Source organism: Mycobacterium sp., from assembly GCF_035314665.1.
Classification (GTDB): domain Bacteria; phylum Actinomycetota; class Actinomycetes; order Mycobacteriales; family Mycobacteriaceae; genus Mycobacterium.
In genome coordinates this window covers 14,594-26,679 of record NZ_DATFZD010000387.1, presented here as the reverse complement: position 1 = coordinate 26,679, position 12,086 = coordinate 14,594, and the positions used below count along the sequence as shown (strand labels likewise).

The following is a 12,086-nucleotide window of genomic DNA, read 5'->3' as shown; positions in this document are numbered from 1 at the left end:
AGTTGTCTCCAGCGGTTGTCGGCCGGCCGGTCCGCTCCCGCCTGCTGCGAGACGCGCCCAGATGCCCGAATCCATCGGCTTGGTTGACTGTCAACGCGCCAACAGCGTGAGCAGCAGCCCGCAGCCGCGACCGCAAGGAAGTGTCCCCGACATGAACACGCTGGACTTCGTCGACAAGGCGTCGCTGCGCGACGACATCCCGGCCTTCAGCCCCGGCGACACGATCAATGTGCACGTCAAGGTCATCGAGGGCGCCAAAGAGCGCATCCAGGTCTTCAAGGGCGTTGTGCTGCGTCGGCAAGGCGGCGGGATCCGGGAGACCTTCACCGTCCGCAAGGAAAGCTACGGCGTAGGCGTCGAACGGACCTTCCCCGTGCATTCGCCGAATATCGACCACATCGAGGTCGTGACCCGCGGTGATGTCCGTCGCGCCAAGCTCTACTACCTGCGAGAGCTGCGCGGCAAGAAAGCCAAGATCAAAGAGAAGCGCTGACCTGGTGCGGCCCGATGGCTGTTCCGGCTTCTGCCGTCCCCCCGCGCGGCGGCCCGCGACTCTGCACGTCGTGCTGGCTAGGCTGACGCGGTGACCGAAACCACGGACTCGTCGCCCGACGGCCAGCCCAACCCCGATCCGGCCGAGCCGGACGTTGAGACGAGCCATCCGGCTACCGCGGAATCGGGTGCCGGCGACGCCGACGACGAGCCCACCGGCAACAAGCGAGCGGCGCTGCGGGAAACCGTCATCCTGGCGGCGATTGCGCTAGTGCTCTATTACGTGATGTTGACGTTCGTGGCACGCCCCTACCTCATTCCGTCGGAGTCCATGGAGCCCACGCTGCACGGGTGTTCGGGCTGCGTCGGCGACCGGATCATGGTGGATAAGCTGACCTTTCGGTTCGGCTCACCGCAGCCCGGTGACGTCATCGTGTTCAAGGGGCCGCCGTCGTGGAACGTGGGCTACAAGTCGATCCGCTCGCATGACACCGCGGTGCGGTGGCTGCAAAACTCGCTGTCGTTCATCGGCTTTGTTCCGCCTGACGAGAACGACCTCGTCAAGCGTGTGATCGCGGTGGGTGGACAGACCGTGCAGTGCCGGAGCAAAAGTGGGCTGACGGTCAACGGCGCACGGTTGCAGGAGCCTTATCTGGACCCGGCCACGATGAACGCGGACCCATCGGTATATCCGTGTCTGGGCCCCGAGTTCGGGCCGGTGACCGTCCCACAAGGGCGGTTGTGGGTGATGGGGGACAACCGCACTCATTCGGCGGACTCCCGGGCACACTGCACCAGCACGCCCACCGACGCAATGGATGGGCTGCTGTGCACGGGTGATCCCATGGCGGGCACCGTGCCGGTGGGCAACGTCATCGGCAAGGCAAGGTTCATTGTGTGGCCGCCGTCGCGATGGGGTGCTGTGCGATCGGTGAATCCGCAGCAGAATCATTAGGCATGGCCACCACCTGGCCGCCGCGGACGGTGATCCGTAAATCCTCCGGCTTGCGCACCCTGGAGTCGGCGCTGTATCGCAGCGGTCTGGGACCAGTGGCCGGCGTGGACGAGGTCGGTCGCGGCGCGTGCGCCGGCCCGCTGGTGGTCGCGGCCTGTGTGCTGGGGCCGGGCCGACTGGAAAGCCTTGCTGCCCTTGATGATTCGAAGAAGCTCACCGAAAAGGCGCGAGAGAAGCTGTACCCGTTGATTTGCCGCTACGCGCTGGCCTACCACATGGTGTTCATCCCGTCGCTCGACGTTGACCGCCGCGGCGTACACGTGGCCAACATCGAAGGCATGCGCCGCGCGGTGGCCGGGTTAGCGGTGCGTCCCGGCTACGTGCTCAGCGACGGTTTTCGAGTGCCCGGACTGCCCGTGCCGTCGCTGCCGGTGATCGGTGGAGACGCGGCGGCGGCCTGTATCGCTGCCGCAAGTGTGCTGGCCAAGGTCAGCCGGGACCGGTTGATGGTCGCGATGGACGCCGACCATCCGGGTTACGGGTTCGCCGAGCACAAGGGCTACAGCACCCTCGCGCACTCTGCGGCGCTGAACGAGCTGGGCCCGTGTCCCGAGCATCGGTATTCCTTCATCAATGTCCGGCGGGTGGCAACCGGGTCGGGCAGCCGATTGCGCCTGGTGACGATGCGGGCCGGTACGGCCCGAGGAGGAGCCTGGCAACCGGACGTGGCGGAGTGCTGGCCCGGCAATCGAGCCGAGCCGGGCGACGATGCGGGCCCGGAGTGGCCTGGCAATGCAGCCGAGTCCGGCCCACCGGGTCGAGACACCCACAATGGGTGGGGAAAGATGGAACCCGACTCGCCCGAATGGGCCGGAGAAGGACGCTGAGCAGATGAGTGCCGAAGATCTCGAAAAGTACGAAACCGAGATGGAGCTCTCGCTGTACCGCGAATACAAGGACATCGTGGGGCAGTTCAGCTACGTGGTGGAAACCGAGCGCCGCTTCTATTTGGCAAACGGTGTCGAGATGGTGCCGCGCAACGCGGACGGCGAGGTGTACTTCGAGCTGCGGCTCTCCGATGCGTGGGTGTGGGACATGTACCGGCCGGCCCGGTTCGTCAAACAGGTGCGGGTGGTCACCTTCAAAGACGTCAACATCGAAGAGGTCGAGAAACCCGAGCTACGGCTGCCCGAGTAGGCAGCCGGCGGGCGCTAGCGGTCGCTCGACGACCGGTCGTCATCCGAATATCGGATTCCCGCGGTGCTCGATGACTGACCGCGCCACATCGGCGAGCTTGATGTTCAGATCCTGGGAATACCGCCGCAGGATGTCGAAGGCCTCGTGCTCGTTCACGCCGTTCAGCATCATCAGCATGCCCACGGCCTTGCCGATTTCGCGGTTGCTGAGCAGCCCGCGCCGCAAGGTGGCGACGTCCTCGCCCTGAGCGACGGCGTTGATGGCCACGCTGGCGAACGATGCCAGCACGATCGCCTGGCCGGCGGACTCGTGGTCGAAGACGCCTGGCTTGTCGCTGAACAGATTTAGTGCGCCTGTTTTGCGCTTATCGACCAGGATGCGAAAGCCCATCGCTCCCCTCACGGGGGTCTCGGCGACCAGGCGGGCGGCCAGCTGTGGCCATTGATTAGGCGTGGTGAGGTCCGTTTCGATCTGCGGCGTCTCTTCCTCGATGGCGTCGACGCACGGTCCGTCCCCGGCCGTGCGTTCCATGTCGTCGATTCGCTGCGCGATGCGGTCACTGGCGCCGACGGTGACGTAGTGACCCTCGCGACGCACCAGCAGGCTGGCGTGGTCACAGCCCGTGACGACCAGCGTCGCGGCGACACAAATGGCCGCGTAGACCTGGTTTGCGTCCGAGCCCTGGTAGATGATCTCCGCGAGCGCGGAAAAGACCTTGCTTGGGTCGGCTGCCGCGGGTGTTCCCGCAGTGCCGTTGTTCCCGTCGTCTGCCACGTTGTCCATCATTTCAGGCCGCTTCCGCGCAGGCCATCGGATCGGCGTTTCTGCTCGTGGATGCGGTTCCGATGCCTGGTGCGTGGGGTGTTCGGAGGGCGTCAAGATCCCGTAAGGAAGACGGCGGCCAGTCCCAACATCGGTTAGGAATGTCTCGTGACCGGATTGCCTGACGAGCGGCGCATGGTGCCGTCCTTTTACGACGGGTGGAAACGCGTATTTCTCGGTAAGCCGATGATCACCGACGAGCTTCAGCACGAGAAGTTGTCGAATACCGTTGCGCTAGGTGCGCTTTCACCGGATGCGATCTCTTCGACTGCATACGGTCCTGAGCAGATCATGGTCGAGTTGCTGCCGGCTGCCGGGATGGCCGCGTTTGTGCTATTGCTTCCGCTGATCGGCGTGATCCTGCTGATTCTGTTGCTGGTGACCGCGTCGTATCGGCAGGTAGTCATGGCCTACACCCGAGCCGGCGGCTCGTACATCGTCGCCAGGGAAAATTTCGGACCTCGGGTTGCGCAGATCGCGGCCGCAGTGCTGTTGATCGACTACGTCGTCACCGTGGCGATCCAGTGTGCTGCCGGCACTGTGGCGGTGGCGTCGGCGATACCGGCGCTGGGCCCCTACAGTTTGGAAATCTCGGTCGCTGCGGTGCTGATCTTCTGTTACGCGAACTTGCGCGGATTGCGGGAGGCAGGACGGACATTCGCGGTGCCAACGTACTGGTTTATCGGCATGCTCACGCTGATGATCGTGGTCGGCATTGCTCGTGAAGTCTTGGGGAATCTGCCCGTATACGATCCGCAACACATTGACGGCGCGGTGCCGATCCACCAGGGCAGCGGCCTGGTGATGGGTGCGACGATTCTGATAATCCTGCGGGCGTTCGCCAACGGCGGGTCGTCGTTGACTGGGGTCGAGGCGATTTCCAACACTGTCAACCTTTTTCGCAAGCCCGAAGGGCCCAACGCTCGCCGGGTGCTGACCATCATGGCTGCGATTCTTGGGCTGTTGTTGGCCGGTGTGGCTTGGCTTGGCTACGCGACTCATTCCGTTCCGTTTTCCGCCGGATATCCGTCGATGCTCTCCGAGATCGGACGGGCGGTCTTCGGCCAGGGACTGATCGGCAACATCTTTTACTTCCTGTTGCAGGCGGCGAGCGCGACGATCTTGTACAACGGTGCCAATACCAGCTTCAACGGTTTTCCGGCGCTGACTCACTTCGTTGCCGAGGACAGTTTCCTGCCGCGGCCGCTGATGAAGCGGGGTCATCGTTTGGTGTTCTCCAATGCGATCATCCTGCTGACCACGCTTGCGGTGGTGCTCTTAGTTGCCACGGGAGGCTCCGTCAACGCGCTGGTGCCGATGTTCGCGATGGGCGTGTTCACTGCGTTCTCGATGGCCGGCTACGGGATGACCAAACACTGGCTGACCCATCGTGGGCCGGGCTGGCACTACAAGCTGGTGATCAACCTGTCCGCCGGCATCTTGTCGACGAGTGTGGTGGCCATCTTCGCGATCGCGAAATTCACCGAGGGGGCCTGGCTGGTCGTCGTTGTCTTCCCGATTCTGGTGTTGGTGTTGATGCGGCTCAACCGGCAGTACCGCGCCGAGGCCTCCGTACTGGAGTCGTCGCTTACCGAGCACGCCGACCTGGACAAACACGACCGGCATCGGGTGTTTGTCTTTGTGGACAGCGTCGACCTGGCCGAGATCGAGGCGATGCGTTACGCGCAGGGGCTGCACGCCGACGAACTGACCGCGGTGCACTTCGTGTTGGACGGGGATCGCGCCGCGCGTCTGCAGGAGAATTGGCAGCACTTCGGGCACGTCACTGAGTTGCGCTTGGTCGAGTGCCGGGATCGCAACTTGAGTCGGGCCGCCCAAGACCTGGTTACATGGGTCAAGCGGGAGCACCCGGACACCACGGTGACCGTGCTGTTGCCGCGCCGAACCTACTCGGCGCTACTTGGCCGGCTGCTGCATGACCGCACCGCCGACAAGATCGCCCGGGTGATCAGCAGGATCCCGGGCGCGAGCGCGCAGATCGTGGCTTACGACATAGGGTCCCGGATCGCGCAAGCCCAAGCCGCCCGAGCGGCAGAAGCTAAGCGTGCTGCTCAAGCCCTCGAATCCATCGAAGAAGCGCCGACTGCGAGCCCCGTCATCTGACTACCGGGCATGTCGGCTGGCCGGCCGGGCCACACCGGTTGGGCGGCGGGATCCTAGTCGCCAATTCGTCAAAATGGACGTGGTATCGATGGGAGATACCTGTCAAGACCCGTCGCGTTGGATGGGAATCGGTGCCCGGGCCATTGGCCGTGGACTGCCGCACCCGGCCGGAGCGGCTACTCTTCACGTTCGTAGGCTCTTTCGGTGCGTTCAAGGGTGGAAACGAAATTACCGTGACAGAGTTGGCTGACGACCAGAACCTCCCGTCGACGTTCGCCGATGCGTGGAAGCGGTTCTTCCTGGGCAAGCCGCTGATCAGCGAGCACCTGGAACACGAGAGCTTGTCGAATACCGTTGCGCTAGGGGCGCTTTCACCGGATGCGATCTCGTCCACGGTCTATGGTCCCGAGCAGATTATGGTCGAGTTGCTGCCAGCGGCGGGGATGGCTGCGTACCTGCTGGTCCTTCCGATCGCCGGTGTCATCTTGGTGATTTTGGCGTTGGTGACCGCGTCGTATCGGCAGGTGGTCATGGCCTACACCCAACGGGGTGGCTCCTACGTGGTGGCTCGAGCCAACTTCGGGCCGCGCATCGCGCAGATCTCGGCGGCCGCGCTGTTGATCGATTATGTGGTGACCGTGGCGGTGCAGTGCGCGTCGGGCACGTTTGCGGTGGTGTCGGCGGTACCGGCACTGGGCCCCTACCACTTGGAAATCACCGTAGGCGCGTTGCTGCTCATGTCTTACGCCAACCTGCGCGGAATGCGGGAGGCGGGCCGGATCTTCGCCGTGCCGGTCTACGCGTTCATCGTCATGCTCACGGTGATGATCGTGACCGGTGTGGTTCGTCAAATTTTCTGGGGTTTGCCGCAATACGATCCGGCGCACATTGCCGGGGCGGTGCCGGTCCATCAGGGCAACGGGCTGATTATGGGCGCCACCGTTCTTATATTGTTGCGCGCGTTCGCCAACGGCGGCACCTCGCTGACCGGGGTCGAGGCGATCACCGACGCGGTCAATGTCTTTCGTCAGCCGCAAGGCCCCAACGCACGTCGGGTCCTCACCCGAATGGCCTGTGTCCTCGGGTTCTTATTGGTTGGTGTCATCTACCTGGTGCATGCCACCCACGCCACTCCGTTTGTCGCCGAGTATCCGTCGATGCTGTCCGAGGTTGGCCGGGCGGTCTTCGGCAACGGGGTGATCGGGAACATCACGTACTTGCTGCTGCAGACGGCCAGCGCGGCGATCTTGTTCTTCGGTGCGAATACCAGCTTCAACGGTTTTCCTGCGCTGACGAGTTTCATTGCCGAGGACAGCTTTCTGCCGCGGCCGATGATGAAACGTGGTCATCGTTTGGTGTTCTCCAACGCCATCATCGTGCTGACTACACTGGCGGTGACACTGGTGATCGTGACCGGCGGCTCGGTCGACGCGGTGGTGCCGCTGTTTGCGATGGGCGTATTCACCGGATTCTCGATGGCCGGCTATGGCATGACCAAACACTGGCTGATCCATCGTGGGCCCGGTTGGCGACGCAAGTTGGCGATCAACCTGTCCGCGGGGATCTTGTCGACGATCGTGGTGGGAATCTTCGCGGTGGCCAAGTTCACCGAGGGAGCCTGGCTGGTGGTCGTGGTCATGCCGCTGCTGGTGTTCGGATTGATGCGGCTCAACCGCCAGTACCGTGCCGAAAACTCCGTTTTGGAGATGTTGGTAGCAGAGCGTCAGGACCTGGTCAGGCATCCGCGGCATCGAATATTTGTCTTTGTCGATCACTTCGACCTCGCGGTGATGGAGGCGCTGCATTACGCGACCGGGCTGCACGCCGATAAGTTGACCGCGGTGCACTTCGTGATCGACACGGCTCATGCCGCGCGCCTGCTGAAGCGATGGGAGCACTTCGAGGACCAGGTTTCGCTGCGGATGGTTGAGTGCCCGGACCGCCACCTGAGTCGCGCCGGCCAAGAACTGGTCTGCCAGGAGATCAAGGAACATCCGGGCACCAAGGTGACGGTGTTGTTCCCGCGGCGAACATATGCGGCGCTGGTGGGCCGGCTTCTACATGACCGCACCGCCGACAGGATGGCCGCCGCGATCAGCCGGGTCCCGGACGCGACTGCGCAGATCCTGGCTTACGACGTGGGATCGCGGATCGCCCGGTTAGTCGCGGCCCGCCGAGTGACCAAGACGGCCGAGGACCAAGCTCGGAACGGTCTCAAGACCCGCTGAGCCGCGCCTCCTCGAGGTCGAGGTCTCGTTCGATGGTGCGCAACACTGTCGCGTTGATGCGACGGTCGCGCCTCAACGCCAGCAACGCCGACCGCTCGACTCCCAGCATTTCCAGTCGCAATACCCGATACCGTTCCATTTCCCGGGCTTCGTCGGACTCCTCATCCCCAGGAGGGCTGATCTGTAGGCGCCGCAATTTGGCCTCGTATACGGCCCGTGCAGATTTCGTTGCCTCATAGGCACTTTCAGCGCCGGACTGGTCGTCCAGCCATTTCAGCGCGGCGCGGGCCGCCTTGAGCCGGGCTTTGTTCTCCTCGGTTGCGAAATCCTCAGCCCGCAGCCCGAGCCGGCGCAGCAACCACGGCAGACTGGTGCCCTGCACGAGCAGGCTCGCCACGATCACCGCAGCCGCCACCATGATCAACAAGTCGCGGTCGGGAAACGGTGAGCCGTCGGCGAGCTGCAACGGAACCGCCAGCGCGGCTGCCAGCGACAAGCCGCCGCGCATGCCCGCCCACGCCACGACCAGACGTTCCCGCCACACGGGCTCGCCCCGGGCACGCCCGAACAGCTTTGCGCTGACCGGTCCGAACAGCATCCATATCATCCGCAATGCGATCACCACGATGATCACGGCCAGCAACACCGCCACGACTCGCAGCGCGGACATCCCCGGCACCCAGTGCACCGAACGCACAAGTTCCGCGCCGACCAGCGTGAACAGCACTGCGTTCAGCAGAAACACCAAAACATCGAGAAAGGCGAAGGCTTGCAGTCGCGCGCCCGGGGCGAAGATGGAGCTCAGGTGCGAACCGACATAAACCCCGGCGGCGACGGTGGCCAAAACACCCGAGACATGGACCGCCTCTGCGAGCACATAGGTGACGTAAGGCGTCGCGAGCGAGATGGTGATCTCCAACAACGGTTGTTCGATTCGTCGGCGCACCTTCACCGCCACCCAGCCGATGGCCAGGCCCAGCGCAGCGCCGCCGGCCGGAGCGGCCAGCAGCGTAACCGCCAGCGGGCCGGGTCGCACTGCGCCGACCGTTGCCGCGCCCACCGCGCCTGCGTAGAGCACCAAGGCGGTGCCGTCGTTCGTAAGGCCTTCTCCCTCAACGATTGTCGCGAGTCGCTCCGGCACATCCAGCCGCTTGAACACCGATGTCGCCGCCACCGCGTCGGTCGGCGCCACAACCGCTCCGGCCACCAGGGCCACCGCCAGTGGCACACCCGCGAGACCCACCAAGACTCCAGCGACCGCGGCCATGGTGACTATCACCAGTCCCACCGACAGCAGGCCGATCGACCTGGCATTGGCACGAAGGTCATCGGGTGCAATGAAATACGCCGCGTAGTAGATCAACGGGGGCAGAAACACGTAGAACACGACATGAGGCGACAGCACGGGCACGCTGATACCTGGTAACCAGCTGAACAGCGCTCCAAGGCCCACCAGCAGGACCGGATACGGGACCCCGACGCGCTCGGCCACCCACACCGCCGCCACCGCCGCCAACGGTCCGCAGAGCAGCAGGACCACGTAGCCCGCCGGAATCACAACCGCCCCTCCCAGTGCCGTGGCTTCAGCCAACTCAGCGTAATGGGCGGCTGAACCGTCCGCTTGTGGAAGTCTCGGGGCTGTGAGCGCCGCCGGCGGAATGAGTGATGACGCGGCGATCGCTACCGGTAACACCAGCTGGCTCACTCCGGGTGTCGGCGCGGTCGGTGCGGCGAGCTTCTTCTCTGACGCCGGTCATGAGGTGACGACGTCGGTGCTGCCGGCATTTCTCACCGGCACGCTGGGTGCCTCCGCGGCGGCACTCGGCGTGATCGACGGGATCAGTGATGCGCTGGTCGGTGCGATGAAGCTCATCACCGGGCCGTTGGCGAACGACCCGCAACGACGGGCACGGGCCGCGTCTGGCGGCTATCTGGGCACCGCGGTGGCTACCGGAGCCATCGGTGCGGCGGTAACGGTGTGGCAGGTCGGCGCGCTACGTGCGATCGCTTGGTTGTTCCGGGGCCTACGATCACCGGCCCGCGATGCGTTACTGGCTTCGTTGAGCCCGTCTTCAGCGCACGGCAGAGCATTCGGGCTCGAAAGAGCCGGTGACAACCTGGGGGCGGTTGCCGGTCCGTTGTTGGCGGCCGGCTTGATGGCGTGGGTGGGAGTCCGACCCGCGCTGTATCTGGCCGCGATTCCCGGTCTCCTTGCGGCAGTCGCGATCATCATCGCCGCACGCGAGTCCCGCCGGCACAGCGCCCATCTGGCGAGCGAGTTTCCGGCGCGTCGGCTCGATCTGCGCGCTCTGGGGGATGCCGGGATGCTTCGGGCGCTGGTGCCGGTGCTGTTGTTCGAGTTCGGCAACGTCGCAACGACTCTGCTGATACTGCGCGCCACCCAATTGCTCACCTCGCCGCAACGATCGGTTGCCACCGCGACCACGCTGGCGATCCTGATCTATGCGGGCCACAACGTGGTCGCGACGTTCGCGTCATTGATAGCCGGACGGTGGTTTGACCGGGCGGGTCCGCGGGTGGTGTTCGCGACCGGCGCGGCCGTATATGTAATCGCTTACTGCGCATTCGCGGTCGGCTCGCACAGTGTGCTCGCCATTGTGCTTGCATTCGCCGCAGCCGGAGCAGGAATCGGATTCGCCGAGCCAACGGAATCGGCTGTCGTCGCGCAACTGCTGCCAGACAGGTTGCGCGGCAGCGGGTTTGGAGTTCTAGGAGCCGTTCAGGCCACGGGTGACCTCGTGGCCACCGTCGTCGCCGGATTGCTCTACACGCTGACGTCGCCAGCGGTGGCATTTGGCTATGCGGCGTCCTGGATGGTCGCGGCGGCCATCGCTTCCGGTGCGCTTCGTCGGCCCGCTGACTGAGGAAGGGCGCTGTGCCCGCATCACCAGGTGAAGCGTCCCTTCTGCTCGGTGACCTGCTCGGCCGTCATCAGCCCGGAGTCGGCCAGCTTGGTCAGCAGCGATTGCGCCCGGCTGGCAAGCTCGCGTAGCTCGACGGCGATCTCGGTTACCGTCTCGTTCGCCGGCCGTTGCGGCGGCTTGGGATTCCCCCGCGGTGTCATCCTGACGCGCTGATCGCCGCCGCGTCCTACCGAAGCCGTGCTGCCGACTGCGCCGCCGGCCGCACCGGCGAGGCCCATGTTGCTGAACAGGTTGCCCGAACTGCCAGCGGCGATCTCGGGTGCGGCCGCGGCACCGGTGATGGGCAGCGTATAGGCGAGCGGGCGTATTTCGGGTGCCGCCACCGTCCAGGCCGACGGCACTGACAGTTTGCCGACCGTATTTGCCTCGCCTAAGCCGGCGGATACGGATGCCGTAGCCGCGTTCGACGGTGCAGCGACGCTGCCTTGGCCGCTCCAGAACCATTCCGGCAGCTTGGCGGCGCCCGGCCCATAGCCCGTGTAGGGCCCCCTGCCCTGAGCGAAGTCACGGTCGGCGTTGATCTCAAAGCCGCGGAAGTTGGTCCCGACCCCCGTGAACGTTGCCGAGATGCTCGTCGCCGAGGAGCCGACAGAAGTCGTGCTTATCGGGATTGCCAGGCTCGTCAGGGCGACCGAGATCGGGGTCAGCAGATCGGACAGAGCGCTCGCCGATGTCGGATCTGTCGCTGCGGACGACGCCAGCCCCTGCAGCGCTTGCGGGACGGCGTTCATCAGCTGCGAACCGCTTGACGCGGACGACTGCGCCACCGCTGCGGCCTGGCTGCCCGCCCCGGCCGGATTGGTGGTCGGCGGCGGTGGGGTGAAGGGCGTCAATGTCGATGCCGCCGCCGACGAACCGGCGTAGCCGTACATTGCGGCGGCGTCCTGGGCCCACATCTCGGCATAGTCGGTTTCGGTTGCCGCGATCGCCGCGGTGTTCTGGCCGAAGATATTGGTCGCGATCAACGCCATCAAAAGCGTGCGGTTGGCAGCGATCATCGCCGGCGGCACCGTCATCGCGAACGCCGCTTCGTAGGCCGCTGCTGCCGCCTTGGCCTGGGTGGCGGTTTGCTCAGCTTGCGCGGAGGTCCCGGTCATCCAATCGAGGTACGGCGCGGCCGCTGCCGCCATCGACGCAGACGACGAGCCCAGCCACGGGCCGCCGGTGAGTTCGGAGATCGCCGACCCGTAGGACGCTGCCGTGGATTGAAGCTCGGCCGCCAGCCCATCCCAGGCCGTCGCCGCGGCCAACATCGGCCCCGAACCGGGGCCGGCATACATTCGACCGGAGTTGACCTCCGGTGGTAACACCGCGAAATCCATT

Annotated in this window: 8 protein-coding genes and 2 pseudogenes; 7 read left to right on the top strand and 3 right to left on the bottom strand. The window is 64.9% G+C overall.

The features are described from left to right. Positions 1–151 precede the first annotated feature (151 nt). From rplS to VKI00_RS27510, 4 genes and pseudogenes are all read left to right on the top strand, one after another. Positions 152–493 (top strand): 50S ribosomal protein L19, encoded by a 342-nt coding sequence (rplS, locus tag VKI00_RS27525; protein WP_324443858.1) that lies wholly within the window; start codon positions 152–154, stop codon positions 491–493. 90 nt (positions 494–583) lie between these two features. After that, on the top strand, positions 584–1,447 hold the full coding sequence (lepB, locus tag VKI00_RS27520) for a signal peptidase I (protein ID WP_324443857.1): 864 nt from the start codon (positions 584–586) through the stop codon (positions 1,445–1,447). A 2-nt stretch (positions 1,448–1,449) separates the two neighbouring features. Continuing rightward, positions 1,450–2,112, top strand: a pseudogene (locus VKI00_RS27515) (ribonuclease HII); the annotation flags it as partial. Between the two features lie 226 nt (positions 2,113–2,338). Continuing rightward, a complete protein-coding gene (locus VKI00_RS27510; protein ID WP_324443856.1) occupies positions 2,339–2,644 on the top strand; it encodes a DUF2469 domain-containing protein in 306 nt (101 codons plus the stop codon). Positions 2,645–2,683: 39 nt separating this feature from the next. Here VKI00_RS27510 and VKI00_RS27505 read toward each other — a convergent pair whose 3' ends face one another. After that, positions 2,684–3,427: a GAF and ANTAR domain-containing protein gene (locus tag VKI00_RS27505; protein WP_414687308.1), complete on the bottom strand. Its 744-nt coding sequence runs from the start codon at positions 3,425–3,427 to the stop codon at positions 2,684–2,686. Between the two features lie 147 nt (positions 3,428–3,574). Here VKI00_RS27505 and VKI00_RS27500 point away from each other — a divergent pair. Together VKI00_RS27500 and VKI00_RS27495 are read left to right on the top strand one after the other, a co-directional pair. Then, a pseudogene (locus VKI00_RS27500) lies at positions 3,575–5,560 on the top strand (APC family permease); the annotation flags it as partial. A gap of 263 nt (positions 5,561–5,823) precedes the next feature. Continuing rightward, the gene (locus VKI00_RS27495) at positions 5,824–7,818 is read left to right on the top strand and encodes an APC family permease (protein ID WP_414687307.1); all 1,995 of its coding nucleotides are present in this window, start codon (positions 5,824–5,826) and stop codon (positions 7,816–7,818) included. Here VKI00_RS27495 and VKI00_RS27490 read toward each other — a convergent pair. Beyond that, the gene (locus tag VKI00_RS27490; protein WP_324443854.1) at positions 7,805–9,409 is read right to left on the bottom strand and encodes a Na+/H+ antiporter; all 1,605 of its coding nucleotides are present in this window, start codon (positions 9,407–9,409) and stop codon (positions 7,805–7,807) included. The genes VKI00_RS27495 and VKI00_RS27490 overlap by 14 nt on opposite strands. 49 nt (positions 9,410–9,458) lie before the next feature. Here VKI00_RS27490 and VKI00_RS27485 point away from each other — a divergent pair, with 49 nt between their 5' ends. Continuing rightward, a complete protein-coding gene (locus tag VKI00_RS27485; protein WP_324443853.1) occupies positions 9,459–10,703 on the top strand; it encodes an MFS transporter in 1,245 nt (414 codons plus the stop codon). Between the two features lie 20 nt (positions 10,704–10,723). Here the strand turns inward: VKI00_RS27485 and VKI00_RS27480 are convergent, their stop codons facing one another. Further along, positions 10,724–12,085, bottom strand: coding sequence for a PPE family protein (locus VKI00_RS27480; RefSeq protein WP_324443852.1), 1,362 nt, complete (start codon positions 12,083–12,085; stop codon positions 10,724–10,726). Between the last annotated feature and the right edge of the window lies 1 nt (position 12,086).

Excerpts from the sequence above, each read along its gene's own strand:
- VKI00_RS27505 (WP_414687308.1), bottom strand. The coding sequence starts at position 3,427 with ATGGACAACGTGGCAGACGACGGGAACAACGGCACTGCGGGAACACCC.
- VKI00_RS27480 (WP_324443852.1), bottom strand. The coding sequence starts at position 12,085 with ATGGATTTCGCGGTGTTACCACCGGAGGTCAACTCCGGTCGAATGTAT.
- rplS (WP_324443858.1), top strand. The coding sequence starts at position 152 with ATGAACACGCTGGACTTCGTCGACAAGGCGTCGCTGCGCGACGACATC.
- VKI00_RS27510 (WP_324443856.1), top strand. The coding sequence starts at position 2,339 with ATGAGTGCCGAAGATCTCGAAAAGTACGAAACCGAGATGGAGCTCTCG.